Genomic DNA, 26422 nt, shown 5'->3' with positions numbered 1-26422 from the left:
CCTCAGTGGTGCAGGATCTTCGACAGGAAGTCCTTCGCCCGATCACTGCGCGGGTTGCTGAAGAACTGCTCGGGAGTCGCTTCTTCGACGATCTTTCCGTCGGCCATGAAGACGACCCGGTTGGCGGCGGAGCGCGCGAAGCCCATCTCGTGCGTGACGACCACCATCGTCATGCCCTCACGGGCGAGCTGCTGCATGACCTCCAGCACCTCATTGATCATTTCCGGGTCCAGGGCCGAGGTCGGCTCGTCGAAGAGCATCACCTTCGGCTCCATGGCGAGCGCCCGGGCGATCGCCACGCGCTGCTGCTGGCCACCGGAGAGCTGTGCCGGGTACTTGTCGGCCTGAGAGCCGACGCCCACCCGCTCCAGCAGGGACAGCGCCTTCGCGTGAGCCGCGGCCTTGTCGGTCTTGCGGACCTTGAGCTGGCCCAGCATGACGTTCTGCAGCACCGTCTTGTGCGCGAAGAGGTTGAACGACTGGAAGACCATGCCGACGTCGGCGCGCAGCCGGGCCAGTTCCTTGCCCTCGGAGGGCAGGTCCTTGCCGTCGAGCGTGATGGTGCCCGAGTCGATGGTCTCCAGCCGGTTGATGGTCCGGCACAGCGTGGACTTGCCCGATCCCGAGGGACCGATCACCACGACTACCTCACCGCGGGCAATGCTCAGATCGATGTCCTGAAGCACGTGCAGCGCGCCGAAGTGCTTGTTGACGTTGCTCAGTACGACCAGGTCGTCTGCGGCACCGGCCGCGTCCTGCACGTCCTTGGTCACTGATACTCCGCTCATCGGCTTCTTGCTCCGTCCTCCTCGGTTGGGAGGACAGTAGTGACGTGACGCGCACAACGTCATCACATCTGAGGGAGAATTGAGGATAACGATCCGGCCTCTCCCGGATACGCTCCGTGCGCGGCACCGGTGTGGTCGATCATGTCCGCGTACCGGGTGCATAACGGAAGGCGCGCCGGGGCGGCACCCCCTTGACGTGGGACTCCGCATGGGCGTGGATGCATGGTGGCCCTACGTGCGGCCCCGCGTGTGACCATGCGTGGTGAAGCCCGAGTGAGACAAGAGGAGAGGGGGACGACATGAGACTGCTGCTCGTCGAGGACGACGATCACGTCGCGGCAGCCCTGTCCGCGATCCTCGCCCGCCACGGCTTCCAGGTCACCCACGCCCGCAACGGTGAAGAGGCGCTGCAGGCACTCCTGCCCGCCGGCGCGCCGACCTGCCCCCAACCCTTCGGCGTGATCCTGCTCGACCTCGGTCTGCCCGACCAGGACGGCTACGAGGTGTGCGGCAAGATCCGCAAGCGCACCGCCACCCCCGTGATCATGGTGACCGCGCGGGCCGACGTACGCTCCCGCATCCACGGCCTGAACATGGGCGCCGACGACTACGTGGTCAAGCCGTACGACACCGGCGAGCTCCTGGCCCGCATCCACGCCGTCGCCCGGCGCACCGGTGCCTCCGAAGAGACCACCGGCACCGGTACGCCCGCCACGGTCCGCCTCGGTCCCGTCAGCATCGAGCTGCCCAACCGCCGGGTCAGCGTGGACGGCGCCGACGTGCCCCTCACCCGCAAGGAGTTCGACCTGCTGGCCCTGCTCGCGCAGCGGCCCGGCGTCGTCTTCCGCCGCGAGCAGATCATCAGCGAGGTGTGGCGCACCAGCTGGGAGGGGACCGGGCGCACCCTGGAGGTCCACGTCGCCTCGCTGCGTTCCAAACTGCGCATGCCCGCCCTGATCGAGACCGTCCGAGGGGTGGGCTACCGGCTCGTCGCCCCGGCCGCTCCCTAGGGGCCCTCTGCCGTGCGTGCCCGTCTGCTCCCGCTGCTCGTCATCCTGATGGCGGGCACGCTGCTCGCCCTCGGCTTCCCGCTCGCCGTGAGCCTGGCCGCCGGGCAGCAACAGCGGGTGGTGGTCGACCGGATCGACGACAGTGCCCGCTTCGCCGCGCTCGCACAGTTCTTCATCGACGCCGAGGGTTCCGGATCCATGGGCGCCGCCGAGCGCCGCGAGACCCTCGGGCAGGAACTCGCCCGCTACCAGACCCTGTACGGGATCCGCGCCGGCATCTTCTACCGTAACGACAACGCCCTGGCCCGGTCCCCGGGCTGGTGGCAGCTCCCGGAATCCCGTGAGGGGCGCCAGGCCCTCGAGTCGGCGTTGGCCGGCCGGCGCAGCCACGATCCCCCGCAGGTGTGGCCCTGGCAGACCGACGGCAAACTGCTCGTCATCTCCCCGGTCGTCCTCGACGGCGACGTGGTCGCGGTCGTCGCCACCGAATCACCGACCGACCAGATGCGCGCCCGCATCCTGAAGGGCTGGCTGCTGATCGCGGGCGGGCTCGCCGCGGCCATGCTGGTCGCCTTCGGCGCCGCCCTCAAGCTCACCAGCTGGGTGCTCAAGCCCGTCAAGACCCTGGACGCGGCCGCCCACGGCATCGCCACCGGACGAATGAACTCGCGCGTCGCGGCGGCCGGCGGCCCCCCGGAACTCCAGCGCCTGGCCCACTCGTTCAACGAGATGGCCGACAACGTCGAAGAGGTCCTGGAACAGCAGCGGGCGTTCGTCGCCGACGCCTCCCACCAGCTCCGCAATCCGCTCGCGGCACTGCTCCTGCGGATCGAGCTGCTCGCCCTCGAACTGCCCGAGGGGAACGAGGAGATCGCCTCCGTGCGCACCGAGGGCAAGCGCCTGACCCAGGTCCTGGACGACCTGCTGGACCTGGCGTTGGCCGAGCACGCCTCCGCCGAGATCAGCCTCACCGACATCGGGGCCCTGGCGGCCGAGCGGGTCGCCGCATGGCGCCCCTACGCCGAGGAGAAGGGCGTACGGCTCACCGAGTCGGGCCGGAGCGCCATCACCGGCTGGGCCGACCCCATCGCCCTGTCCAGTGCGCTCGACGCGGTCATCGACAACGCCCTCAAATTCACGCCCGCGGGCGAGGAGGTCGAGGTTTCGGTCTCCCCCGAGGGGCGCTCCGTCCGCGTGGTCGTCGCAGACCGCGGCCCCGGACTCACCGAGGACGAGCTGCTCCGCGTCGGCGACCGGTTCTGGCGCAGCGGCCGCCACCAGAACGTCAAGGGCTCCGGGCTCGGCCTGTCGATCTCCCGCGCCCTGCTCGCCGCGGGCGGCGGGTCCCTCTCCTACGAGAAGAACCCGCCGCACGGGCTGCGGGTGACGGTGGCCGTCCCGCGCACCGACCCCCGGGGCGCCTGAGCCCCGGCCCCGTCCGGCTACCAGACGAGGGCGGTGCGGGCCGCCTCCGAGACCGCGTACAGCTCGTCGACGGCCCGGACCTCGAAGACCGCCGCCCGCTCCCGCCCGGCGCGCGGGACGGCGGGCAGGTACAGGGCGGTGCCGCAGGTGCCCCCGAGGAAGCGCCGGGTGCCGTCGGGCAGGACCCGCCACACCTCGTAGTGGCGCGGCCGCACGTGGGGACCGGCCGCCGCCCGCCAGGACAGGCGCACCCAGGCCCGGCCGTCCTGTCGGGACGAGGCGTCCACGACCGGTGCGGTGGGCGGGGCCGGGCGCCGGGTGCGGGTCTCGTCGCGCACCGACACGGCGCCGATCCGCCACGCCACCGGCGTCTTCCCGAGCGCGGTGATCCGTACCGCGAGGCCGTACGCGGTCCTGCCCGTCAGTGACGCCAGAGCCGCCCGCGTCGTGCGCCAGCCCTGCCCGCCGTCCCGGGTCGCGGCCGGCAGCCACGTGTACGGGACCGGCTCGCCGGGGCCGGACGGCTCGCGGACGGCGACACCGACCTCCACCGTGATCTCCGCCGCGACCGACCCCGACCCGGCGGCGTGCACCAGTTCCAGGACCGCCCCGCGGGTCAGCGGCAGCCGCGTGGAGTGCAGCCCGATGGTCACGGGGGCGGTCAGCGCGCCCTCGACCAGCAGGCTGGAGCCGCCGCGCCAGGCGCTCGCGAAGTCCAGGGTGACCGAGGGGCGCGCCCCGGCGGTGTCCACCGCCCAGCGGCGGCCGGGGAGCCGGTCCTGGAGCCCGAGGTGGTTCCAGGGCGCGTCCGAGACGACCCTGCCGCCGTCGTACCAGCGCAACCCGTGCCCGGTGTTGAAGGAACAGGCGAAGGGGAGCCCGGTGACGGTGGACCGGTCGGCGACGACCGTGGCCGGGGCCCGCCAGCGGGCCCCGGGCGCGGGCCGGGCCGGGTCCAGGGACGCGCCGGTCCAGAACCGGTCGTCGGCGCGGTGGAATGCGCCGGGGGATCGGTCGGCGAGGTGGTTGCGGGTCCACTCGGGCCGGTAGAAGCCGTAGCTGACGACGTGGTCCCGCCCGCGCGGGACGATCGCGTCCCAGTCGACGACCGCGTCCCAGCCGCGGGATTCGGTGTCGACGGCGGCCCACAGGTCGTGGCGGGAGCGGCCGAGACGGTCGGCGAGCGCCCCCGAGGCGGCCAGGGTGCCCGGGGTCCAGCGGAAGTCCACGAACATCGTGTCCGAGACCGTCCCGGCCCGGTCCTCGAAGAACTCCTGGTTGAGCGCGTTGAGGGCGCCCTGCCAGCCCACCCGGCCGGTGCTGTTCATGGCGTCGTACCAGGTGGTGCGCAGGCCGTGCGGCTCGCCGGCCGCACGCAGGGCGCGCAGGAACTCCCGCATCCGGGTGGCGAGCGCGCTGTCCCCGCCGTCGGTCTCGGCGTTCACGAACCAGCCGTCGAAGCCGTAGGTGCGCGCCACCTGGACGAGCTTGTCGGCGATGGGGAAGCGGCCGAGGGAGTCCCGCCGCACCAGGTCGCGGGTCCACCGGAGGTCGCCGCCGTAGGCGACGGGCGGCAGGAACACGTTGCCCAGCACCCGGACGCCGTTGCGGTGGGCGGCGTCGACCACCGGCGCGTTCGGTGCGAGCACGATGCCCTCGCCGGCGGAGCCGCCCCAGAAGACCAGCTCGTCGATGTACGCCCAGTGCGTGAGCGCGTAGTGGTCGGCGGTCGGGGAGCCCTGGGAGGGGTTCCCGGCGGTGGGCCCGAAGGAGACCAGGGAGGCGATGCGGGCCTGGCCGGCGCGGGCGTCCCGGTTCGCCGGGACCGGGGTGAACCGTTCCGCCAAGGGCACGGTCGAGGTGTTGTGAGCCAGATCGGGGTCGCTCTCGGGGGTCCACCGGCTGAGCGAGCGCCACACGATCCCGGGACCGGGGGTCCCCGACGGGAGGGAGTCCGGGAACCAGTACGAGGCGTACGGGGCCAGGTCGACCGGTGCAGGTGCCGCGGCGGGCGCTCTCAGCGGTAAGGGCGCGGGCACGGGCGCGGCGGCGGCCCGGGCGCGGCCCGCCAGGCCCAGCAGCGCGGCGGCCCCGGCCCCGGTGGCCAGCACCCTGCGCCGGGTCGGCGGCCGTGGCGCGGCGGGCGGCGTACGCGGATCGACGACGTCGTCGGTCTCGGGCATGCGGAGCTCCTCACGAGGGGATCGGGGGATCGGTCGGTCAGGTCACGTCGTGCACGCGCAGCACCTCGGTGATGCCGCGCGCGGCCAGATGGGCGGGGTCCGCAGCACGTTCCGCGAGGACCACCGCGGGACGCACCCCCTGGGCCGTGAGCGAGGCCCAGGCTTCGAAGAACGTGCCGCCCGGGGCGCACACCGAGCGCCCCGGAGCCTCCATCGCCCCGCCGACGTCCACGGCGAGCGCGGTGGACCGCGGGGCCGGGCGGTGCGCGCGGCCCCGCCACCGCGCGGCGATCCGGGAGACGGCGGCGCCGGCCGGCTTCGTCCGGCGGTCGTTGGTGAGCAGGCCGAGGCCGTACTCCAGCTCCGGGAAGTCCGCGAGCTGCCGGGACACGTCGTGCGAGCACCACCAGGTCACGCCCCACAGGTCCGGGCAGTCCAGGGCGTTCGCGACGGTGGCCTCGGTGAACCGCGCCGCGTGCTCGGGCGGGATCAGCGGCGCCGGGGCGCCGACCTCCTGGAGCCACACCGGGCGGTGCGGGTCCAGGGCCCAGGCCTTGGAGAGCTCGATCAGGTACGCGGCATGGTGCTCGGTCGCCGTCCCGCTCCGTCCGTGGCGCTGCGCAGTGCCGTTGAACACCCAGGAGTGCACGGCGGTGACCCCGCCCAGCCGGGCCGCTTGGGCCGCGGTGAACGGGTGCCCGTCCTGGTACCAGGCCGCGTCGTACTCGGCGTGCAGGTGCAGCCGCCCCGGTGCGCCCTCCTCGCAGGCGGCGAGCATCCGCTCCAGCCAGCGGGCGGCCTGGTCCGGGGTGATCCGGTCGGGATCGGGGTGCGGGGCGCCGGAGAACTGGTTGATCTCGTTGCCGACCGTCATCCCCAGGAAGTTCGGCCGGTCGGCGAGGGCAGCGGCCAGCGTGCGCAGGTACTCCTCCTGCCCGGCGACCACGTCCGGGTCGGTGAAGATGCTGCGCCGGTGCCAGGTCCGGGTCCAGGCGGGCAGGAAGTCGAAGCTCGACAAGTGCCCTTGCAGTCCGTCCACGTTGACGTCGAGCCCGCGCTCGGCGGCCGCGTCGGCGAGGGCGACGAGCTGCTCCACGGCGCGCGGCCGGATGAGCGTCCGGTTCGGCTGGAAGACCGGCCACAGCGGGAAGACGCGGATGTGGTCCAGCCCGAGCGCGACGATCGAGTCGAGGTCGGCCCGCACCTCGTCGAGGTCGAAGTCCAGCCAGTGGTGGAACCAGCCGCGGGCCGGCGTGTAGTTGGCGCCGAAGCGGAGCGCGTCATCGTGCACGGGGCGTCCTGGAGTTCTGGAGGAATTCACCGGATGCGCCACAACCTGCCGGTGTCGATGGGGAAAGTCAACAGGGCCCCTGACCGTGTACTTATGCGCTTCAGCCCAGTTGACACAAGGGTTCTGCGAGAAGACCCTGAGGAAACTAATGCGCTTTAGTGAGGGGCGTCCGCAAGGAAGTGCGTGGAAATGGACAGCGGGATTTCGGTCATGGCGCTCGACACTTCGGGCCCGTTCTGCCTCAAGCCGTACGGGGACGCCCGCCCCGCCGACCGGGCCGAATCGGCCTGGGGATTCGAGGACGTGCTGACGGTGACCGTGCCCAACGGCCCGGTCCCGGCCGGGCGGTGGTTGGAGGTGCCCGGTCCGGCCCTGACCGTCACCCCGGGCGCGCGGGGCTCCGTACGGGCCTACGCCGTTTTCCGGTGGGGGACTTGGCCGACTCGGTCGACTGGGCCGAGGCGGACTTCGAGCCACGGCCGCCGCTCGATGCCCCTCCCGGAAGCCACTGGATCGTCATAAAAGCGGCCTGTCGGGGCAGGATCGCGTACGGTCCGGCCATTGCCGTCCGTATTCCGCCACGTGTGACGCACCCGAAGGACGAATGAGGCAGGCCATGGCCCGCAGACCCACGATCAAGGACATCGCCCGGCAGGCCGGCGTGTCGGAGAGCGCCGTCTCCTTCGCGCTCAACGACCGACCGGGCGTCTCGCAGGACACCCGGGCCCGGATCCGACGCGTCGCCGAAGAACTCGGCTGGCAGCCCAACAGCGCGGCCCGGGCCCTGTCCGGCGAACGCTCCGGAGCCGTCGGCCTCGTCCTTGCCCGGCCCGCGCACACGCTCGGCGTCGAGTCCTTCTTCCTCCAGCTCGTCTCCGGCATCCAGGAGGTGCTCTCCACGGCCCGGACCGCCCTGCTGTTCCAGGTCGTCGAGGACATCGACGCCGAATGCGCGGTCTACCGCCGCTGGTGGGCCGAGCGACGGGTCGACGGCGTCCTCGTCGTCGACCCGCGTACGAGTGACCCGCGGCCGGCGCTCCTGGAGGAACTGGCCCTGCCCGCGGTCACCATCGGCGAGGCCCTGTTCCCGGACGGCGGCGCGACCGCCGACCCCGGGGGCGGGACGGGCCCCTTCCAGGCTCCCGCCCAGGCTCCCGTCCCGGCTCCCGTCCCGGTGTCCTCCGCGGCCCCGTCCGCGAGCCTGTCTTCCGTCCGGGCCGACGACGCCGGCGCCATGGCCCAGGTGCTGGAGCACCTGTACGGGCTGGGCCACCGCCGGATCGTGCACGTCGCCGGGCTCCCCGGCCTCGCCCACACGGTCCGCCGGATGGAGTCCCTGCGGGCCGAGGCCGCGCGTCGCGGACTCGGCCCGGACCAGGTGCGCTCGGTGGTCACCGACTATTCCGACGCCGAGGGCGCGGCGGCCACGCGACGGGTCCTCGCCGAGCCGGATCCGCCCACGGCGCTCGTCTACGACAACGACGTGATGGCCGTGGCCGGGAGCGCGGTCGCCGCCGAGCTGGGCATACCCGTTCCGGGCCGGCTGTCGATCGTGGCCTGGGACGACTCCGCCCTGTGCCGGGTCACCCATCCCCGGCTCACCGCTCTCGTACGGGACACCGCCGGCTTCGGCCGGCTGGCCGCCGAGGAACTCCTGGCCGTCCTCGCGGGCAGCCCGCCCGGGGTGCGGATCAGCGAGCGTCCGAGGCTGGAGCCTCGCGAGAGCACGGCGCCGCCCCCGGCGCATACTTAATCCTGCAAACCTTCCTGGAGCCGCCACCGTGATCATTCCCAGCGCCCCGTTCCCCGCACCGCGGGCAGCCGCGGAGGCCTCCGGGCCGACCGTGGCGATCGACATCGGCGGCACGAAGATCGCCGGTGCGCTGGTGCACCCCGACGGCACGATGACGGCCACCACCCGCCGCCCGACCCCGCGCGGGGCGGACGCCGACGGGGTCATGGCGGCGGTCGCCGAGGTCGTCGCCGACCTCTCCGAGTCGCCGCTGTGGGCTTCGGCGGTCCGCTGCGGGATCGGCAGCGCCGGTCCGGTGGACACCTCTCGGGGCACGGTCAGCCCGGTCAACATCGGGGCCTGGCGGGAGTTCCCGGTCCAGGAGCGGGTCGTGGCCGAGCTCGCGGCGCGCGGGGCCGACCTGCCGACCGTGCTGGCCGGCGACGGGGTGGCGATGACCGCCGCCGAGCACTGGCTGGGCGCGGCCCGGGGCCACGCGAACGCCCTGTGCATGGTGGTCTCCACGGGCGTGGGCGGCGGCCTGATCCTGAACAACCAGCTCCACCCCGGCCCCACGGGCAACGCCGGGCACATCGGCCACATCAGTGTGGCTTTCGACGGCGAGCCGTGCGCGTGCGGCGGCCACGGGTGCGTCGAGTCGATCGCCTCCGGTACGGCGATCGCACGCTGGGCCCTGGACCAGGGCTGGAGACCGTCGGGGCCGGCTGGGGCCGGCGCGGGCGCGACCGGTGTGAAGGGCGCGGGCGGCGGGCCTGACGCCACCGCGGCGGGCGTGGCCGCTGCCGCCGCCGAGGGTGACCCGATCGCCCTGGCCGCCTTCGACCGGGCGGGCCGCGCCCTGGCCGCAGCCATCGCGGCCACCGCGACCCTCGTGGAGACGGACATCGCGGTCATCGGCGGTGGAGTGGCCGCGGCCGGCGACACCCTCTTCGCCCCGATCCGCAGTCACCTCGCGGCCTACGCCACGCTCTCGTTCGTCAAGGACGTCCAGGTGGTGCCGGCGATGCTGGGCACCCATGCGGGGCTGATCGGCGCGGCCGCGGCGGCGACCATGCTGCTGCCGTCGCCCCCGTCCCCTTCGTGAACCTCAGGGCGCTCAGGACGCTCAGGGCTTGACGGACCGGTAGTACCGGCGCGCGCCCTCGTGCAGGTCCAGCGGATCGGTGTAGATCGCCGTCCGCAGGTCCACGCGCTGCGCCGCGTGCACCTCACGCCCGACGAGGTCGCGGCTGAGGATCACCGTCTGCGTCAGCTGCTCGGTGAGCTGCGGGTCGGACCCCGCCGTGGTCACCAGCAGGTTCGGCACGGCCAGGGTCGTCACCGAGCTGGTGTTGCGCGCCCGCGGGTAGACGTCCTGCGGCATCACGGCCGTCCGGTAGTAGCGTGCCGGGCTGCCGCTCTCCTGGAGCGGTTCCATCAGGTCACCGAGCGGCACGAGCCGGATGTCGAAGTGCTCCGACAGTTCGTGCACGGCGTTCGTGGGCAGGCCGCCGGACCAGAAGAACGCGTCGATCCGGCCGGCTTCCAGCTCGCCCGGCATGGTGTCGATGCCGATGGACACCGGCGTGATGTCCAGCACCGGGTCGATCTTCGCCGCCCTCAGCAGCCGCTCCGAGACCAGCCGCACGCCGGAGCCCGGCTGGCCGATCGCGACCCGCTTGCCGCTCAGGTCATGGGCCGACTGCACCGGGGAGCCGGCCGGGACCACCAGCTGCACGTAGTCGTCGTAGAGCCGTGCGACCCCGCGCAGCCGGTCCGCGCCGGCCTTCTTGTCGAGCTGGTACTTGGCGACCGCGTCCGCCGTCGCCACCGTGAAGTCCGCCTCGCCGGTGGCCAGCCGCTTCAGGTTCTCCTGCGAGCCCTCGCTGGTCTCCAGCCGTACGTCCACGCCGGGCATGTCCCGCCCCAGCGCCTGCTCCAGCAGCTGCCCGTACCGGTGGTAGACCCCGGTCCGCGCGCCCGTGCTGAAGGTCAGCTCGCCCTCCAGTTCCGGCTGCCCGAAGGGCCTCAGCCACCACGTCAGGACCCCGAGCACGGCGAGTACGGCCACCAGGACCCGCAGGGCGTGGCGCCTGCTGATCCGGGGCGGTACGAGAGGCATGGCCGCGATCCTGCCACCCGTCCGCCGTCCTGTCACGGCGCGGGCCGTCCGGGGGCTCCCGAGCGGAGCCTTTCCAGCAGCTTGCGGGCGGCCGGCCCGGACGGTCCGTCCGTGCGCCAGGCCAGCGCGACCTTCCCGGTCAGCTCCGGCTCGGTGATCCGCAGCGCGCACAGTCCGCTGCCGCTGCCGCTGCCGCTGCCGACGTCGGCCCGCGGGCCCGCTGCCGATTCCGCCCCGGACGGCACCACCGCCACCCCCAGCCCCCGCGCGGCCAGCCGGACCAGCACGGCGGGCGCCGCCGCCTCGAAGTCCACCCGCGGCGCGAAGCCCGCCTGCGCGCACGCCCGCTCCAGCACCGCGCGCAGCCCGGTCCCGCGCGGCAGGCCGATCAGGGCCCGCCCGCGCAGCGCGGCCAGCGGGATCCCTCCGTTCACGGCGGCGGCCACCAGCGGATCGTCCTCCCGCACCGCCGCGACCAGGGGTTCGTCGAGCACCACCTGGCAGGAGACGCCCGGCGGCGGCTCCCCCGGGAGGCCGACCACCGCCAGGTCCAGCTCCCCGCGCAGCAGCGCGGCCAGCATCCGCTCCGAGGTGTCCTCGGAGAGCGAGATCTCCACCCCGGGGTGCTCGTCGTGGAAGGCTCCGAGCACCTCCACCACGTCGAACCCGTCCACCACCGCCCCGGCCGCCCCCGGCACCAGCCCCAGGGCCACGCGCCCGCGCAGCAGGCCGGAGAACTCCTCGGCCGTCCGCCGCACACCCTCCACCGCCGCCAGTGCGGCCCGCGCGTACGCGAGCACCGCCCGGCCCGCTTCCGTCGGGGTCACCCGCCGCCCGGACCGGTCGAGCAGCCGCTGCCCGAGCTCCCGTTCCAGCTGCGCGACCTGTGCGCTCACCCCGGGCTGTGACACGTGCAGCCGCGCCCCGGCCCGCGTGAAACCGCCCTCTTCCACCACGGCCACGAAATAGCGCAGCTGAGCCAGTTCCATAAGCCCGGATTCTAGATCGCAGAAGGACCTGCTCTTGGACTTATGTCCGGTGCCGCCCCGACCCTGAAGCCATGAGCCGATCCACCTCCCGACCCGCCCGCCGATCCACCCGCCGACCCACCTCCCCCGCCTCCGCGCACCGCCGAACGATCGCCGCGGCCGTCGCCGCCGAACGCCGCGAGCTGGCCGACGTACTGGACGACCTCCGCCCGGAAGGTTGGGACGCCCCGTCCCTCTGCGCCGGCTGGCGCGTCCGCGAGGTCGCCGCCCACCTGTCCCTCGGTTTCCGCACCACCCTCCCCGGCTTCGCCGCCGAACTGCTGCGCGCCCGCGGCAGCCTGCACCGGATGACCGACCGCACGGCCCGCCGCGACGCCGCCGCCTTCACCGCGCGCGAGCTCGCCGCGCTGCTCCGCGAGAACGCCGACCACCCCTGGAAACCGCCCGCCGCCGGCCCCACCGGAGCCCTCGCCCACGACGTGGTCCACGGCCTCGACATCACCGTCGCCCTCGGCCACCCGCGCCGCGTCCCCGAGGACCGGCTGCGGCTCCTCCTCGACGCGGTCACCCCCCGGTCCCTGCGCTTCTTCGGCGCGGACCTGACCGGCGTCCAGCTCTGCGCGCAGGACCTGGACTGGTCCCACGGCGAGGGAACCCCCGTGTACGGGGAAGCCCAGGACCTGCTGCTCGTCCTCTTCGGCCGCCGCCTTCCCCCGGGTCGGCTGAACGGGGGACCGGAGGGCCACCGGGTACCGCCTACCCTTGTTGCATGACCAGCAGCGACCGGAGCCAGGCAGTGGACGTGAAGCGAAGCTACGAGGTGCGCACCTACGGGTGCCAGATGAACGTGCACGACTCGGAGCGGCTCTCCGGTCTGCTGGAGGACGCCGGTTACGTCCGGGCGCCCGAAGGCGCCGACGGCGACGCCGACGTCGTGGTCTTCAACACCTGCGCGGTCCGCGAGAACGCCGACAACAAGCTGTACGGCAACCTGGGCCGACTGGCCCCGATGAAGACGAAGCGCCCCGGCATGCAGATCGCCGTCGGTGGCTGCCTCGCGCAGAAGGACCGCGACACGATCGTCAAGCGGGCCCCGTGGGTCGACGTCGTCTTCGGTACGCACAACATCGGCAAGCTGCCCGTGCTGTTGGAGCGCGCCCGCATCCAGGAGGAGGCGCAGGTCGAGATCGCCGAGTCGCTGGAGGCCTTCCCCTCCACGCTCCCGACCCGCCGCGAGTCCGCATACGCCGCCTGGGTCTCGATCTCCGTCGGGTGCAACAACACCTGCACCTTCTGCATCGTCCCGGCCCTGCGCGGCAAGGAGGAGGACCGCCGGCCCGGCGACATCCTCGCCGAGGTGGAGGCCCTGGTCGCCGAGGGCGTCTCGGAGATCACCCTGCTCGGCCAGAACGTGAACGCGTACGGCTCGGACCTCGGGGACCGCGAGGCCTTCAGCAAGCTGCTGCGCGCCTGCGGCCAGATCGAGGGCCTGGAGCGGGTCCGTTTCACCTCCCCGCACCCGCGCGACTTCACGGACGACGTGATCGCGGCGATGGCCGAGACCCCGAACGTGATGCCGCAGCTGCACATGCCGATGCAGTCCGGATCGGACACGATCCTGCGGGCGATGCGCCGCTCGTATCGGCAGGAGCGGTTCCTCGGCATCATCGAGAAGGTCCGCGCCGCGATCCCGCACGCCGCGATTTCCACCGACATCATCGTGGGCTTCCCCGGTGAGACGGAGGAGGACTTCCAGCAGACGATGCACGCGGTGCGCGAAGCCCGGTTCGCGAACGCCTTCACCTTCCAGTACTCCAAGCGGCCCGGCACCCCCGCCGCCGACATGGACGGGCAGATCCCCAAGGAAGTGGTCCAGGAGCGGTACATGCGCCTGGTCGCCCTCCAGGAGGAGATCTCCTGGGACGAGAACAAGAAGCAGGTCGGCCGCACGCTGGAGGTCATGGTCGCGGAGGGCGAGGGCCGCAAGGACGGCGCAACGCACCGGCTCTCCGGCCGCGCGCCCGACAACCGTCTGGTCCACTTCACGAAGCCGGAGGCGGAGGTCCGCCCCGGTGACGTCGTCACCGTGGACATCACCTATGCGGCCCCGCACCACCTGCTGGCCGAGGGCCCGACGCTGACCGTGCGCCGGACGCGCGCCGGCGACGCCTGGGAGAAGCGCAACGCCGCCCCGGCCCAGCCGGCGGGCGTCATGCTCGGGATCCCGAAGCTGGGCGTCCCGGCGCCCCTGCCGGCCGTCACCTCCGGCTGTTCGGTGCCCACCTCCTCCTGAGGGACGGGGGCCCCGCGCCTGCGGCTAGGCTGCGGATCATGCTCGTAGCCGCTGCCGTCTGTCCCGCCCCGCCGCTGCTCGTGCCGGAGGTCGCCGCGGGGGCCGCCGCCGAACTCGGCGACGCCCGCACCGCCTGCTCCGACGCGCTGGCGGTGCTCGCCGCGTCCCGGCCCGACCTGCTGGTCGTGGTCGGGGCCGCCGCCGAGGGCGGCGCGTACGACCAGGGCACCCCCGGCGGCTTCGCCGGGTTCGGCGTGGACCTGGACGTCACCCTGGGCCCCGACCTGGGCGAACCGCCGAGCGGCCACGCCACCGGCACCACCCTCCCGGCCTCCCTCGCGGTGGCCGGCTGGCTCCTCGGCCAGGCCCGCTGGGCGGCCGCCCCGGTCGCCGGAGTGGCCGTCGCCGCGGACCTCGCCCCGAGCGGCTGTGCCCTCCTCGGCGCGGACCTGGGCGGTTCCGCCGAACGCGTGGCCATGCTGGTCCTCGGGGACGGCAGTGCCTGCCGCACCCTCAAGGCCCCCGGATACCTCGACGAGCGCGCCGCGGACTTCGACGCGGAGGCCGCCCGCGCGCTGGGCGCCGCCGACGTGGCCGCGCTGGCCGGGATCGATGCCGCTCTCGCGGCCGAGCTCCAGGCCGCCGGACGGGCCCCCTGGCAGGTGCTGGCCGGCGCCGCCGAGGGCGCGGAGCTGGCAGGGCGCCTGCTGTACGAGGACGCGCCGTACGGCGTGGGGTACTTCGTCGCCGCCTGGTCGTAGCCATTCGTAGTCGCTCACGGCAGGGCCGCCCGGGGCGGCCGTAGGGCTCCCGGAACGGCGAAGGGGCGCGGGACCGGTCGTGCCGGTCCCGCGCCCCTTTCCCGGACCGCGTCAGGAAGCGGCCGGCGGCGTCGGCCCGCCGGGAGCGTCCTTGTGCGCGATCTTCCCCAGGGCGTCCTTCGCCTTGCCCGTTCCGCTCGTGATCTGGCCGCTGTACTTGCCCTTGGTCTTGGAGTCCATGGCCTTGGCCACCTTGTCCAGACTCTCGCCGATCTTGCCCTCGTGCTGCAGGGCGAGATCGCCGACCTTGTCCTTCGCCGGAGCGAGCTTGGCCTTCAGATTGTCCAGCAGGCCCATGGGTCACCTTCCGTTGGCGGTCGCTACGTGCGGGCGCCCTCACCGGTCTCGCTGTCCGCGGCCACCGGGGCCGCCTGCTGCTTCGGAATCTCCACGACTCCCGCCTCCGGAGACTTCTCGGCAACAGGCTCGGCCTCCTCGGCCGCGCCGGACTCCGCCGTCAGGTCCTCCGCCGTGACCTCCTCGGTCACGACTACGTCCTTACGACGAAAAAACCGATCAAAAACGCCCATGTCTACTCCCGTAACGTTACTCGTGTGAGTGAAGTTCCGCGTCGACCGGACCGGCCTGCGCCGGGCGTACGCAGGGCGCATGTCCGGCCGGAACCTCGCCAGGGCAACGACCCCGACCCCACCCCGTCACGTCACTCGATCGGGTACATGGCGGTGTCTTGACCAGGGGCTGCGAGACTGGGGCGGTGAGGAATGCAGCCCCCGCCCCGCGGGTCATCGCCGTCGTAGGTCCCACCGCGGCAGGAAAGTCCGACCTGGGCGTCGCCCTGGCCCGCCACTTCGACGGCGAAGTCGTCAACGCCGACTCCATGCAGCTGTACCGGGGGATGGACATCGGTACCGCCAAGCTGACGACCGAGGAGCGCGGCGGCGTGCCGCACCACCTCCTCGACATCTGGGACGTCACCGACACCGCCAACGTCGCCGACTACCAGCGGCTGGCCCGCCTGGAGATCGACAAGCTGCTGGCCGAGGGCCGCACCCCCGTCCTCGTCGGCGGATCCGGCCTGTACGTGCGCGGCGCCCTGGACGTCATGGAGTTCCCCGGCACCGACCCCGAGGTGCGGGCCCGACTGGAGGAAGAGCTCGCGCTCCGCGGCTCCGGCGCCCTGCACGCCCGGCTCGCCGCCGCCGACCCGGCCGCCGCGCAGGCCATCCTGCCCAGCAACGGCCGCCGCATCGTCCGCGCGCTCGAAGTGATCGAGATCACCGGCCGCCCCTTCACGGCCAACCTGCCCGGCCACGATTCCGTTTACGACACCGTGCAGATCGGCGTCGACGTGGCCCGCCCGGAGCTCGACGAGCGGATCGCACTGCGGGTCGACCGGATGTGGGAGGCCGGGCTGGTGGACGAGGTCCGCGCGCTGGAGGCCCGCGGGCTGCGTGACGGAATCACCGCCTCCAGGGCGCTGGGCTACCAGCAGGTCCTGGCCGCGCTCGCCGGTGAGTGCACCGAGGACGAGGCCCGGGCCGAGACCGTCCGGGCGACCAAGCGGTTCGCCCGCCGCCAGGACTCCTGGTTCCGCCGCGACCCGCGCGTGCACTGGCTCAGCGGGGCCGTCGCCGACCGGGGGGAACTCCTCGGACTCGCGCAGTCGTTGGTCGAACGAGCGGTCACAGCCTGATCACGTGATGGCATCGGGACGCCTCACGCGCCAGTAGCGGGGCCGGGGGCGTGCCATCATCAAACTCCAGCAGGTGCGATCACCTGCGATGAACGGCGGCGTACTGAGTCCGAGTGGGGAGGGCGCGTGGCGATGGAGGCCGGCCCTCGCGACACCGGGCGGGACGATACCCGGAGGGAAGCGGATCCTATGCTTCTGAACGGGACGGACGAGACGGACGGGCCCGCAGGGCTCGGACTGCCCGCCGATCCGGCGCGACTGACCCCGGACGGCCCGGACACCCCGGACTCCGCCGAGGCGGAAGCCGCCGCCGGACCCGAGTTCGAGGTCGAACTGCGCCCGCAGCGCCGCCTGCGCCTGTGGCAGATCGCCCCCATCGCGATGCTCGCCGCCACCGGTTCGCTGATGTTCGCCTTCCCGCTCGCCTTCGAGTTCGGTGACGGCGGTGCCGTGGTCGCCATGCTCGGCTTCCTGATCAGCTGCTGCGCCGGAGGCTGGGGAATGATGGCCGCCCGACGGGTCGGCTACACGTGGCCCGGCCTCCCGGCCCGGGGGAGCGGCCGCCGCCCGGACTGGCGCATGGCCGGGCTGTACGCCGTTGTCGCGCTGGCCGTCGTAGGTCTCGCCGTGTACCGGGTCGCCCGGCTCCGCTGACCGCCCCTCGTCCGCTGACCGCCCCTCGTCCGGTTCCGCCCCTCGGACGGTCCGCCGCCTCTGAGCTGGGGCTCGGTACCATGGGCCGGTGACGCAGACCACCCTCTCCTTCCTCAAGGGCCACGGCACCGAGAACGACTTCGTGATCGTCCCGGACCCGGACAACGCCATCGAGCTGCCCGCGTCCGCCGTCGCGAAGCTGTGCGACCGGCGCGCCGGGATCGGCGCCGACGGCGTCCTGCACGTCGTCCGGTCCGCCGCGCACCCCGAGGCCGCGCACCTGGCCGACGAGGCGGAGTGGTTCATGGACTACCGCAACAGCGACGGCTCCATCGCCGAAATGTGCGGCAACGGCGTGCGCGTCTTCGCCCGCTACCTCCAGTACGCCGGACACGTCGAGCCGGGCGACCTCGCCGTCGCCACCCGCGGGGGCGTCAAGCGGGTGCACCTCGACAAGAAGGGCGACGTCACCGTCTCCATGGGCCGCGCCGAGCTGCCCGCCGGCGAGGTCACGGTCAGCGTCGACGCCCGCAGCTGGACCGCGCGGAACGTGAACATGGGCAACCCGCACGCGGTGGCCTTCGTCGAGAGCCTCGACCACGCCGGGAACCTGTTCGCCGCCCCCGCGTTCAGCCCGGAGTCCGCCTACCCGGCCGGGGTCAACGTCGAGTTCGTCGTCGACCGCGGCCCCCGGCACGTCGCCATGCGCGTCCACGAGCGCGGCTCCGGCGAGACCCGCTCCTGCGGTACCGGCGCCTGCGCCGTCGCCGTGGCCGCCATCCGCCGCGACGGCGTCGACCCGGCCGTCACCGGCGAACCGGTCGCGTACACCGTCGACCTCCCCGGCGGAACCCTGATCATCACCGAACACCCCGACGGGCAGATCGACATGACCGGACCGGCCGTGATCGTGGCTGCGGGGGAGTTCGACGGGTCCTGGCTCACCGAAACGGCTTTCGGCTAGAGCTTCCCTCTAACGGGTGATCCGTTTCACGCTGAGCGAGAGGTGGACTGCGCCACGTGGTGGGGTCGGTAACATCAGGCACCGGCCCTGAGGGCTCACCCCATGCCCACCACCGCCGGTCGAAGCCGCCGGAGGTGCCCATGAGTGCAGAGGCCACGAACCCCGAAGCACACCCCGAAGCGCGCCCTGAGCTCCGCAGACGTGGTCGGACCAGGCTCGATCTGCGCCGGCTCGGGCGCGCGGCCCTGCTCGGGCCGACGTCACGAGACCGGCTTCCGGACGCGATCGGCCATGTTGCCGAGGCCCACCGCGCCCACCACCCGGACGCCGATTTGTCCGTTCTGCGCCGCGCTTATCTCCTCGCGGAGACCTCGCATCGCGGCCAGATGCGAAAAAGTGGTGAGCCGTACATCACACATCCACTCGCCGTCACCCTGATCCTCGCCGAACTCGGCGCCGAAACCACGACCTTGACGGCCTCTCTGCTCCACGACACCGTCGAGGACACCGAGGTGACCCTCGACCAGGTCCGGGCGGAGTTCGGCGACGAGGTGTGCTTCATCGTCGACGGCGTCACCAAGGTGGAGAAGATCGACTACGGCGCCGCCGCCGAACCCGAGACCTTCCGCAAGATGCTCGTCGCCACCGGCAACGACGTCCGCGTCATGTCCATCAAACTCGCCGACCGGCTGCACAACATGCGCACCCTGGGCGTGATGCGCCCCGAGAAGCAGGCCCGCATCGCCAAGGTCACCCGCGACGTGCTCATCCCGCTGGCCGAACGGCTCGGCGTCCAGGCCCTCAAGACCGAGCTGGAAGACCTCGTCTTCGCGATCCTGCACCCCGAGGAGTACGAGAGCACCCGCGCACTCATCGCCGCCCATGCCGGGGAACGCGACCCGCTGCCCGCCATCGCCGACTCCGTACGGGGCGTCCTGCGCGACGCCGGCATCGCCGCCGAAGTAGAGGTCCGACCACGGCACTTCGTCTCCGTCCACCGCATCTCCCGCACCCGCGGCGAACTGCGCGGCTCCGACTTCGGCCGCATCCTCGTCCTCGTCGGCGAGAACGCCGACTGCTACGCCGTGCTCGGCGAGCTGCACACCTGCTTCACTCCGGTCGTCTCGGAGTTCAAGGACTTCATCGCCACCCCGAAGTTCAACCTCTACCAGTCGCTGCACACCGCCTTCGCCACCCCCGAGGGCTACGTGGCCGAGGTCATCGTGCGGACCCGGCAGATGCACCGCGTTGCCGAGGCCGGCGTGGTCGCCCTAGGCAATCCGTACGCCACCGCGACGCCCGATGCCGCCGCCGACCCGGACGAGGAGCGCGTGGACCCCACGCGGCCCGGCTGGCTGTCCCGACTGCTCGACTGGCAGCAGTCCGCGCCCGACCCCGACACCTTCTGGACCGTGCTCCGGGCGGAGCTCGCCCAGGACCGGGAGATCACCGTGTTCCGGGCCGACGGGGGCACGCTGGGCCTGCCGGCCGGGGCCAGCTGTATCGACGCCGCCTACGCGCAGCACGGCGGGGCGGCCCACGGCTGTATCGGCGCCCGCGTCAACGGGCGCCTCACCTCCCTGTCCTCCGTACTGTCCGACGGGGACACCGTCCAGCTGCTGCTCGCGCAGGACGCCTCCTCCGGACCCGCCGCCGAGTGGCTGGACCACGCGCGGACCCCCGCCGCCCGGATCGCCATCAGCAGCTGGCTCGAATCCCATCCCGACCGCGCCATGGCCACCACCTCGGCCGCCCGGGCGCCGCTCTCGGTGGTCGGGGCCCGCGGCGGCGGGGCCAACGCCGTCGCCGACCTGCCGGACGCCACCGTGCGGCTGGCCGGGTGCTGCACCCCGGTGCCACCGGACGCCGTCGCCGGGTTCCTGGTCCGCGGCGGGGCCGTCACCGTGCACCGCATCCACTGCGCGGCGGTGGCGCAGATGCGCGCCGTGGGGCGCACCTCCGTCGCCGTGCACTGGCGGGCGACGGCGGACTGCCGGGTCACCCTGCGCGCTGAATCGTTCGGTCGCCCGCACCTGCTGGCCGATCTGACCGAGGCCATCGCCCGCGAGGGGGTCGAGGTGGTCTCCGCGACCGTGGAGCCCCCGGTCGAGCAGCGGGTCCGGCACAGCTACACCCTGCAGCTGCCCGACGCCGCCGGGCTGCCCGCGCTGATGCGGGCGATGCGGGACGTGCCGGGCGTGTACGACGTCAGCCGGGTGTAGCCGGCGTCGGGTCTAGGCGCGGGCCCGGACGCGGGCCCAGACGCGGGCCCAGACGCGCGCCGGGTGCGGACGTAGGCCGGAACGGCTCCGGAAGGCCCCGTTCGGGTGGACCCGTCGCGCGCCGTACGCGGCCGTGTGGCGAGCGCTGGTAAGCGGTGGTGGATGCAGCTCTCCTCCCCGCGCCTGCGCGCCACCCTGCTCGCCGCGGCCTCCCTCACCCTCGTCGCCGCCGTCCTGCCCCCACCGACGCCACTGGGCATCGGCGACCGGCTCTTCCCGGAGCTCGGGAACCCCGGGTACGACGTGCTCTCGTACGACCTGTCCTTCGCCTACAAGGACAACCTGAACCCGCTCGACGCGGTCACCGTCATCGACGCCCGCGCCCTGGAGCGGCTGGAGCGCATCAATCTGGACTTCACCCACGGCAAGGTGGCGTCCGCAGAGGTCAACGGGGAGCCGGCGCGGTTCGAGAGCGTGGCCGAGGACCTGGTCCTCACGCCCGCGCGCCCGGTGGCGGACAACATGCCGCTGCGCATCACCATCCGGCACACCAGCGATCCGCGCGGCCGCGGCGACGGCGGCTGGGTGCCCACGGAGGACGGCCTGGCCATGGCCAACCAGGCCGACGCCGCGCACCGCGTCTTCCCCTGCAACGACCACCCCGCCGACAAGGCGTTCTTCACCTTCCGGATCACGGCCCCGGCCGGTCTCACAGCCGTCGCCAACGGGGAGTCGGTGGCCCCCGCCGTGCGGCTCGGCCCCACGACGACCTGGACGTACCGCACCCGGCACCCGATGGCCACCGAGCTGGCCCAGGTCTCGGTGGGCCGCTCCGAGGTCGTGCACGGCACCGGACCGCACGGGCTGCCGCTGCGCGACGTGGTGCCCGCCCAGGACCGGCAGCGGCTGGACCCCTGGCTCAAGAAGACCGCGGGCCACATCGAGTGGATGGAGGAGCGGGTCGGCCGCTACCCCTTCGAGAACTACGGGGTGCTGATCGCGCGGGCCACGACCGGCTTCGAGCTGGAGACGCAGACCCTCTCGCTCTTCGAGAGCAACCTGTTCGCGAGCGGCGGCTACCCCGACTGGTACGTCGAGTCCGTGATGGTCCACGAGCTCGCCCACCAGTGGTTCGGCGACAGCGTCACCCCGCGGACCTGGTCCGACCTGTGGCTCAACGAGGGGCACGCCACCTGGTACGAGGCCCTGTACGCGGACGGACTCGGCAAGTACTCCCTGGAGCGGCGCATGCGCGAGGCGTACCAGCGCTCCGACCAGTGGCGGGCGGCGGGCGGCCCACCGGCCGCTCCGAAGGCCGCCGCACCCGGCGAGAAGATCGGGCTGTTCCGGCCGGTGGTCTACGACGGCTCCGCACTGATCCTGTACGCCCTGCGGCAGGAGATCGGCACCGAAGCCTTCGAGAAGATCGAACGGCGCTGGGTCGCGGAGAACCGGGACGGGATCGCGGGGACGGCCGACTTCGTGCGCCTGGCCTCGCAGGAGGCGGGCCGCGACCTCACGGCCTTCCTGGAGCCCTGGCTGTACGGGGCCACCACCCCGCCGATGCCGGGGCACCCGGAGTGGAGCGGCAAGGCGGCCTCCGGCACGGCGGCCGCCAGCAAGGCGGCTCCCGGCAAGGCCGCGGCGGACGAGAGCGCCCGATAAAGGGTGTGACCGGCGAGGAACGGGCATGTCACCATCGACGGGGCCGCGCGGGGAATCCCCCGGCGGTGTGACACGTTGGACGTGACAGTTAACGTCACAGCTAACGTGACACTGCTATTCGAATCGACGTAAGGATCCAATGACCTCCTCTTCTTCCCCTTCCCAGGACGCGCGGGACGCACAGGACGTGCGGGACCCGCAGAGCTTCACCGAGAGCCTTCGGGCCGATGCCCTGATGGAAGAGGACGTCGCCTGGAGCCACGAGATCGACGGAGACCGGGACGGCGAGCAGTTCGAACGCTCGGAGCGCGCGGCCCTGCGTCGCGTGGCCGGCCTCTCCACCGAGCTCGAAGACGTCACCGAGGTCGAGTACCGGCAGCTGCGCCTGGAGCGCGTGGTACTGGTCGGTGTCTGGACCTCCGGCACGGTGAACGACGCGGAGAACTCCCTCGCGGAGCTCGCCGCCCTCGCCGAGACGGCGGGTGCTCTCGTACTCGACGGTGTGATCCAGCGCCGTGACAAGCCGGACCCGGCCACCTTCATCGGCTCGGGCAAGGCGCGCGAGCTGCGTGACATCGTCATGGAGAGCGGCGCCGACACCGTCGTGTGCGACGGTGAGCTCAGCCCCGGCCAGCTCATCGCCCTTGAGGACGTCGTCAAGGTGAAGGTGGTCGACCGGACCGCGCTGATCCTCGACATCTTCGCCCAGCACGCCAAGTCCCGAGAGGGCAAGGCACAGGTCGCCCTCGCGCAGATGCAGTACATGCTGCCGCGACTGCGCGGCTGGGGTGCCTCGCTGTCCCGGCAGATGGGTGGCGGCGGCGGTGGCGGCATGGCCACCCGAGGCCCCGGTGAGACCAAGATCGAGACCGACCGGCGTCGGATCCGCGAGAAGATGGCGAAGATGCGCCGGGAGATCGCGGAGATGAAGACCGGCCGTGACATCAAGCGGCAGGAACGGCGCCGCAACAAGGTGCCCTCGGTCGCGATCGCCGGTTACACCAACGCGGGCAAGTCCTCGCTGCTCAACCGCCTCACGGGCGCGGGCGTGCTGGTGGAGAACGCACTGTTCGCCACCCTCGACCCGACCGTGCGCCGGGCCGAGACGCCGAGCGGCCGGGTCTACACCCTGGCCGACACGGTCGGCTTCGTCCGGCACCTGCCCCACCACCTCGTCGAGGCCTTCCGCTCCACGATGGAGGAGGTCGGGGACTCCGACCTGATCCTGCACATCGTGGACGGCTCGCACCCGGCGCCGGAGGAGCAGCTGGCGGCGGTGCGCGAGGTGATCCGCGAGGTCGGCGCGGTGAACGTGCCCGAAATCGTCGTGATCAACAAGGCGGACGCCGCGGACCCGCTGGTCCTGCAGCGGCTGCTGCGGATCGAGCGGCACTCCATCGCCGTCTCGGCGCGCACGGGCATGGGCATCGAGGAACTCCTCGCGCTCATCGACTCCGAGCTGCCGCGGCCCGAGGTCGAGGTGGAGGCCCTGGTGCCGTACACGCGCGGCTCGCTGGTCGCCAAGGCGCACGCCGAGGGTGAGGTGATCTCCGAGGAGCACACCCCGGACGGCACCCTGCTCAAGGCGCGGGTCCACCAGGAACTGGCGGCGGACCTGGCGCCGTACGCGCTCGCGAAGCGCTGAGCGTGCTTGACGGCTTGATGGCCTCACGGGCTTGATGGCCTGACGGCTTGATGACCGACGGCTGAGGCCCCCCTGCGGTGCAGGGGGGCCTCAGCCGTTCGGTCACGCTCAGGGTTCGGGCCTACTTGAACTTGGCGCTGACGGCGTCGAAGATGCCCTTCGCCTCGGGCCCCAGCCGGGGTCCGGCCAACCAGCCCGCCTTGGCCGGGCCGATCGAGGTGTTCGACACCAGCGCCGGCTTGCCGTCGGCGCCCGCCGTGATCCAGCCGCCACCGGAGGAACCGCCGGTCATGGTGCAGCCGATGCGGTACATCACCGGGTCGTTGGCGTTCAGGGACAGCCGGCCCGGCCTGTCCGTGCACTGGAAGGCGCGCTGGCCGTCGAACGGAGCCGCCGCCGGGTAGCCCGTCGCCGTGAGGCTCGCGACCTTCGGCACGGCCTGCGCGTTGAAGTCCACCGGGAGCGCCGAACCGACGGTCTCCTCCAGGGACTTGGTGCTGCCCTTCTCGGGCGCCACGTGGAGCACCGCGAAGTCGTACGGGGCACCCGCGCCGCCGGTCGGACCGCCGCTCGCGATCCACTGGTCGGAGGTCTGGGCCCAGTCGCTCCACCACACGCCGAACGGGGCCACCGTCTCGCGGGGCGCGCCCTTGAGCTGCGCCGACTGCTTGCCCGCGTTGTTGTAGGACGGGACGAAGGCGATGTTGCGGTACCAACCGCCGGCCTTGCCCGCGTGGACGCAGTGGCCCGCGGTCCAGACCATGTTCGACTTGCCGGGGTGGGCCGGGTCCTTGACGACGGTCGCCGAGCAGACCATCGAACCCTCGGGGCCGTCGAAGAACACCTTGCCGGACGACGGAACGCTGGTGTGGTAGGGCGGGTTGGCCTGCTTGGCCGCAACCGGCGCCGGGGTCGGGTCGGTGACGCCCTGGTCCTTGCCCGCGTCGGGGTCGACGGCCGGACGCTGCGGCTGCTCGGCGTCACGCATGCGGTCCGGGTCCCACAGGCCCTCGATGACCGGGTTGATGTAGTCGCCCGCCTCGCGGAGCCAGTCCTCCCTCTTCCAGTTCTTCCACTCACCCCCCTTCCACTTCTCCAGGTCTATACCGTGCTCCTTGAGCTTGTCCTTGAGCTGGTCCGGGATCTTGATCCCGTCCTGGCCCGGCAGGCTCGCCGCCACGGTCGGCTTGGCGTCGCCGCCGGCCTCCTCGTCGCCGGGGCCGCAGGCAGCCGCGGTCAGCGCGAGCGTGGCCGCGCACAGAATCGCGGTGACCGGTCGGTTCGATCGCATGTCGTTCGTCCCCCTGGGAGTTCGAGGAGTGGAGTGCAGGCCCCCACTATGCCGCTGTCGCCCAGGACGACACAGGCCGGGGCCGTGGTTCCTGACGCTCTTCCCCTTGCGGGACAAGGATCTTGAGTCAACCCGTGATCCGTCGCCGTCACCGTCGTTGGTACGTACGGGGGATGGGGGAGCAGCGTTCATGTTCGAGACGCAATCCGGAAGAGCAATCAGTGCGGGAGGACCGACACTCGTGGCTGTCACCGAGCCGGCCGCGGCGGCGGCCGCGACAGAGATCCCGACTCAAGTGCCGCCGCAGGGAAGCCGGGGACCGGACCCGGACGGCCCGGACGGCCCGGGCGTGACCGAGGGGCCGGGGGGTTCGGTCGCTCCTGAGAGCATCCTGCGCAGACAGGCGCAGCGGGAGTCCGCCGCCCGGACGTACGCGCGCTCGCTGCCCATCGTCCCCGTGCGGGCCCGCGGACTCACCATCGAGGGGGCCGACGGGCGGCGTTACCTCGACTGCCTCTCCGGCGCAGGCACGCTCGCCCTCGGGCACAACCATCCGGTGGTGCTCGAAGCCATCCGGGGCGTCCTCGACTCGGGGGCCCCGCTGCACGTGTTGGACCTCGCGACCCCGGTCAAGGACGCCTTCACCACCGAGCTGTTCGCCAACCTGCCGCCCGCGCTGGCCGCCGACGCGCGCATCCAGTTCTGCGGTCCGGCCGGAACGGACGCCGTGGAAGCCGCCCTCAAACTGGTGCGCACCGCGACCGGCCGCCCCGGGCTGCTCGCCTTCACCGGCGCCTACCACGGCATGACCGCCGGGGCCTTGGACGCCTCGGGAGGTGCCCCCGGGGTACGGGTGACCCGGCTGCCGTACCCGCAGGACCTCCGTTGCCCGTTCGGAGTCGGCGGCCCCGAGGGCGCCGAACTCTCCGCGCGCTGGACGGAGAACCTGCTGGACGACCCGAAGGGCGGGGTGCCCGCCCCCGCAGGCATGATCGTCGAACCCGTACAGGGCGAGGGCGGGGTGATCCCCGCCCCGGACGGCTGGCTGCGCCGGATGCGCGAGATCACCGCGGCGCGCGGGATCCCGCTGATCGCCGACGAGGTGCAGACCGGCGTCGGCCGGACCGGTGCCTTCTGGGGAGTCGACCACGCCGGGGTGGTGCCCGACGTGATGGTCCTCTCCAAGGCGATCGGCGGCAGCCTGCCGCTCGCGGTGATCGTGTATCGGGCCGGCCTGGACGTCTGGGCCCCCGGCGCGCACGCGGGCACCTTCCGCGGTAACCAGCTCGCCATGGCCGCCGGTACCGCCACGCTCGCCTTCGTCCGCGAGAACCGGCTCGCCGAGCGCGCCGCCGCCCTGGGGGAACGGATGCTGGCGGCCCTGCGCGGCCTGGCCTGCGGCCATCCCTGCATCGGAGAGGTACGGGGCCGGGGCCTGATGATCGGCATCGAACTCATCGACCCCGACACCGGGGCCGCCGCACCGTCCCTCGCCGCTGCCGTCCGCCAGGAGTGCCTGGACCGCGGTCTGATCGTCGAGCTCGGCGGCCGCCACGGCGCCGTGGTGCGCCTCCTTCCTCCGCTGACCCTCACCGACGAGCAGGCCGCGGCGGTCCTCGACCGCCTGGCCGACGCCATCCCGGCCGCCGCCCGCCGGACCCACTGACACGCAC

General features: G+C 72.9%; 22 protein-coding genes. 14 read left to right on the top strand and 8 right to left on the bottom strand.

Translation table 11 applies throughout. From position 1 onward, the window contains the following. Positions 1 to 2: 2 nt before the first annotated feature. Positions 3 to 788, bottom strand: coding sequence for an amino acid ABC transporter ATP-binding protein (locus tag OG386_RS13955; RefSeq protein WP_323185359.1), 786 nt, complete (start codon positions 786 to 788; stop codon positions 3 to 5). A 299-nt stretch (positions 789 to 1087) separates the two neighbouring features. On the opposite strand from OG386_RS13955, the gene OG386_RS13950 reads away from it, so the two are divergent. Both OG386_RS13950 and OG386_RS13945 read left to right on the top strand, forming a co-directional pair. Beyond that, entirely contained in the window at positions 1088 to 1798 is a 711-nt protein-coding gene (locus tag OG386_RS13950; protein ID WP_328788449.1) for a response regulator transcription factor, read from the top strand. Between the two features lie 12 nt (positions 1799 to 1810). Then, a complete protein-coding gene (locus OG386_RS13945; protein ID WP_328788448.1) occupies positions 1811 to 3223 on the top strand; it encodes a sensor histidine kinase in 1413 nt (470 codons plus the stop codon). A 17-nt stretch (positions 3224 to 3240) separates the two neighbouring features. Here OG386_RS13945 and OG386_RS13940 read toward each other — a convergent pair whose 3' ends face one another. Further along, on the bottom strand, positions 3241 to 5406 hold the full coding sequence (locus OG386_RS13940) for an endo-beta-N-acetylglucosaminidase (RefSeq protein ID WP_328788446.1): 2166 nt from the start codon (positions 5404 to 5406) through the stop codon (positions 3241 to 3243). A gap of 37 nt (positions 5407 to 5443) precedes the next feature. Next, positions 5444 to 6697: a glycoside hydrolase 5 family protein gene (locus tag OG386_RS13935; protein WP_328788445.1), complete on the bottom strand. Its 1254-nt coding sequence runs from the start codon at positions 6695 to 6697 to the stop codon at positions 5444 to 5446. Positions 6698 to 7313: 616 nt separating this feature from the next. On the opposite strand from OG386_RS13935, the gene OG386_RS13930 reads away from it, so the two are divergent. Next, on the top strand, positions 7314 to 8450 hold the full coding sequence (locus tag OG386_RS13930) for a LacI family DNA-binding transcriptional regulator (RefSeq protein WP_328788444.1): 1137 nt from the start codon (positions 7314 to 7316) through the stop codon (positions 8448 to 8450). A 34-nt stretch (positions 8451 to 8484) separates the two neighbouring features. Continuing rightward, the gene (locus OG386_RS13925; protein ID WP_328793246.1) at positions 8485 to 9534 is read left to right on the top strand and encodes an ROK family protein; all 1050 of its coding nucleotides are present in this window, start codon (positions 8485 to 8487) and stop codon (positions 9532 to 9534) included. A gap of 21 nt (positions 9535 to 9555) precedes the next feature. Here OG386_RS13925 and OG386_RS13920 read toward each other — a convergent pair whose 3' ends face one another. Both OG386_RS13920 and OG386_RS13915 read right to left on the bottom strand, forming a co-directional pair. After that, complete coding sequence (locus OG386_RS13920) at positions 9556 to 10551, bottom strand: TAXI family TRAP transporter solute-binding subunit (protein WP_328788443.1); 996 nt, start codon at positions 10549 to 10551, stop codon at positions 9556 to 9558. A 32-nt stretch (positions 10552 to 10583) separates the two neighbouring features. Continuing rightward, positions 10584 to 11540, bottom strand: a complete 957-nt coding sequence (locus OG386_RS13915) for a LysR family transcriptional regulator (protein WP_328788442.1) — start codon at positions 11538 to 11540, stop codon at positions 10584 to 10586. Between the two features lie 71 nt (positions 11541 to 11611). Here OG386_RS13915 and OG386_RS13910 point away from each other — a divergent pair, with 71 nt between their 5' ends. Genes OG386_RS13910 through OG386_RS13900 form a run of 3 tightly spaced genes read left to right on the top strand, consistent with a single transcriptional unit; the run spans position 11612 to position 14594 of the window. Further along, positions 11612 to 12313, top strand: a complete 702-nt coding sequence (locus OG386_RS13910; protein ID WP_328788441.1) for a maleylpyruvate isomerase family mycothiol-dependent enzyme — start codon at positions 11612 to 11614, stop codon at positions 12311 to 12313. Further along, entirely contained in the window at positions 12310 to 13833 is a 1524-nt protein-coding gene (miaB, locus tag OG386_RS13905; RefSeq protein ID WP_266605649.1) for a tRNA (N6-isopentenyl adenosine(37)-C2)-methylthiotransferase MiaB, read from the top strand. Before OG386_RS13910 ends, miaB begins: the two co-directional genes overlap by 4 nt. Positions 13834 to 13871: 38 nt before the next feature. Further along, the gene (locus tag OG386_RS13900) at positions 13872 to 14594 is read left to right on the top strand and encodes a hypothetical protein (RefSeq protein ID WP_328788440.1); all 723 of its coding nucleotides are present in this window, start codon (positions 13872 to 13874) and stop codon (positions 14592 to 14594) included. 111 nt (positions 14595 to 14705) lie between these two features. Here the strand turns inward: OG386_RS13900 and OG386_RS13895 are convergent, their stop codons facing one another. Together OG386_RS13895 and OG386_RS13890 are read right to left on the bottom strand one after the other, a co-directional pair. Next, a complete protein-coding gene (locus tag OG386_RS13895) occupies positions 14706 to 14951 on the bottom strand; it encodes an antitoxin (protein ID WP_030014183.1) in 246 nt (81 codons plus the stop codon). A gap of 23 nt (positions 14952 to 14974) precedes the next feature. After that, positions 14975 to 15142: a gliding motility protein gene (locus OG386_RS13890; RefSeq protein WP_328788439.1), complete on the bottom strand. Its 168-nt coding sequence runs from the start codon at positions 15140 to 15142 to the stop codon at positions 14975 to 14977. A 227-nt stretch (positions 15143 to 15369) separates the two neighbouring features. Between OG386_RS13890 and miaA the strand changes: the two genes are divergently transcribed. The 6 genes from miaA (at position 15370) to hflX (ending at position 23458) form a co-directional block, all read left to right on the top strand. Continuing rightward, a complete protein-coding gene (miaA, locus tag OG386_RS13885) occupies positions 15370 to 16308 on the top strand; it encodes a tRNA (adenosine(37)-N6)-dimethylallyltransferase MiaA (protein WP_328788438.1) in 939 nt (312 codons plus the stop codon). A 126-nt stretch (positions 16309 to 16434) separates the two neighbouring features. Continuing rightward, positions 16435 to 16962 (top strand): hypothetical protein, encoded by a 528-nt coding sequence (locus tag OG386_RS13880; protein ID WP_405788917.1) that lies wholly within the window; start codon positions 16435 to 16437, stop codon positions 16960 to 16962. A gap of 88 nt (positions 16963 to 17050) precedes the next feature. Next, positions 17051 to 17926 (top strand): diaminopimelate epimerase, encoded by an 876-nt coding sequence (gene dapF, locus OG386_RS13875; protein WP_266605659.1) that lies wholly within the window; start codon positions 17051 to 17053, stop codon positions 17924 to 17926. A gap of 140 nt (positions 17927 to 18066) precedes the next feature. Further along, positions 18067 to 20148 carry a RelA/SpoT family protein gene (locus OG386_RS13870; RefSeq protein ID WP_328788437.1) on the top strand — a complete coding sequence of 694 codons (2082 nt, stop codon included), beginning with the start codon at positions 18067 to 18069 and terminating at the stop codon, positions 20146 to 20148. A gap of 162 nt (positions 20149 to 20310) precedes the next feature. After that, positions 20311 to 21813, top strand: a complete 1503-nt coding sequence (locus tag OG386_RS13865; protein WP_328788436.1) for a M1 family metallopeptidase — start codon at positions 20311 to 20313, stop codon at positions 21811 to 21813. Positions 21814 to 21952: 139 nt separating this feature from the next. Next, entirely contained in the window at positions 21953 to 23458 is a 1506-nt protein-coding gene (hflX, locus tag OG386_RS13860; protein WP_328788435.1) for a GTPase HflX, read from the top strand. A 121-nt stretch (positions 23459 to 23579) separates the two neighbouring features. Here hflX and OG386_RS13855 read toward each other — a convergent pair whose 3' ends face one another. Next, complete coding sequence (locus OG386_RS13855) at positions 23580 to 24749, bottom strand: trypsin-like serine peptidase (protein ID WP_328788434.1); 1170 nt, start codon at positions 24747 to 24749, stop codon at positions 23580 to 23582. Positions 24750 to 24939: 190 nt separating this feature from the next. Between OG386_RS13855 and OG386_RS13850 the strand changes: the two genes are divergently transcribed. Continuing rightward, the gene (locus OG386_RS13850; RefSeq protein ID WP_328788433.1) at positions 24940 to 26415 is read left to right on the top strand and encodes a diaminobutyrate--2-oxoglutarate transaminase family protein; all 1476 of its coding nucleotides are present in this window, start codon (positions 24940 to 24942) and stop codon (positions 26413 to 26415) included. The last annotated feature ends 7 nt before the right edge of the window (positions 26416 to 26422 follow it).

It is taken from the genome of Streptomyces sp. NBC_00273 (genome assembly GCF_036178145.1).
GTDB lineage: Bacteria > Actinomycetota > Actinomycetes > Streptomycetales > Streptomycetaceae > Streptomyces.
This window is presented reverse-complemented; position numbering and strand designations above follow the sequence as displayed.

What these genes read in the sequence shown, in the direction of transcription:
- OG386_RS13920 (WP_328788443.1), bottom strand. Translation starts at nt 10,551, where the DNA reads ATGCCTCTCGTACCGCCCCGGATCAGCAGGCGCCACGCCCTGCGGGTC.
- miaB (WP_266605649.1), top strand. Translation starts at nt 12,310, where the DNA reads ATGACCAGCAGCGACCGGAGCCAGGCAGTGGACGTGAAGCGAAGCTAC.
- OG386_RS13900 (WP_328788440.1), top strand. Translation starts at nt 13,872, where the DNA reads ATGCTCGTAGCCGCTGCCGTCTGTCCCGCCCCGCCGCTGCTCGTGCCG.
- OG386_RS13940 (WP_328788446.1), bottom strand. Translation starts at nt 5,406, where the DNA reads ATGCCCGAGACCGACGACGTCGTCGATCCGCGTACGCCGCCCGCCGCG.
- OG386_RS13915 (WP_328788442.1), bottom strand. Translation starts at nt 11,540, where the DNA reads ATGGAACTGGCTCAGCTGCGCTATTTCGTGGCCGTGGTGGAAGAGGGC.
- OG386_RS13930 (WP_328788444.1), top strand. Translation starts at nt 7,314, where the DNA reads ATGGCCCGCAGACCCACGATCAAGGACATCGCCCGGCAGGCCGGCGTG.
- OG386_RS13870 (WP_328788437.1), top strand. Translation starts at nt 18,067, where the DNA reads ATGAGTGCAGAGGCCACGAACCCCGAAGCACACCCCGAAGCGCGCCCT.
- OG386_RS13850 (WP_328788433.1), top strand. Translation starts at nt 24,940, where the DNA reads ATGTTCGAGACGCAATCCGGAAGAGCAATCAGTGCGGGAGGACCGACA.
- OG386_RS13950 (WP_328788449.1), top strand. Translation starts at nt 1,088, where the DNA reads ATGAGACTGCTGCTCGTCGAGGACGACGATCACGTCGCGGCAGCCCTG.
- OG386_RS13855 (WP_328788434.1), bottom strand. Translation starts at nt 24,749, where the DNA reads ATGCGATCGAACCGACCGGTCACCGCGATTCTGTGCGCGGCCACGCTC.
- OG386_RS13910 (WP_328788441.1), top strand. Translation starts at nt 11,612, where the DNA reads ATGAGCCGATCCACCTCCCGACCCGCCCGCCGATCCACCCGCCGACCC.
- OG386_RS13955 (WP_323185359.1), bottom strand. Translation starts at nt 788, where the DNA reads ATGAGCGGAGTATCAGTGACCAAGGACGTGCAGGACGCGGCCGGTGCC.
- hflX (WP_328788435.1), top strand. Translation starts at nt 21,953, where the DNA reads ATGACCTCCTCTTCTTCCCCTTCCCAGGACGCGCGGGACGCACAGGAC.
- OG386_RS13895 (WP_030014183.1), bottom strand. Translation starts at nt 14,951, where the DNA reads ATGGGCCTGCTGGACAATCTGAAGGCCAAGCTCGCTCCGGCGAAGGAC.
- OG386_RS13865 (WP_328788436.1), top strand. Translation starts at nt 20,311, where the DNA reads ATGCAGCTCTCCTCCCCGCGCCTGCGCGCCACCCTGCTCGCCGCGGCC.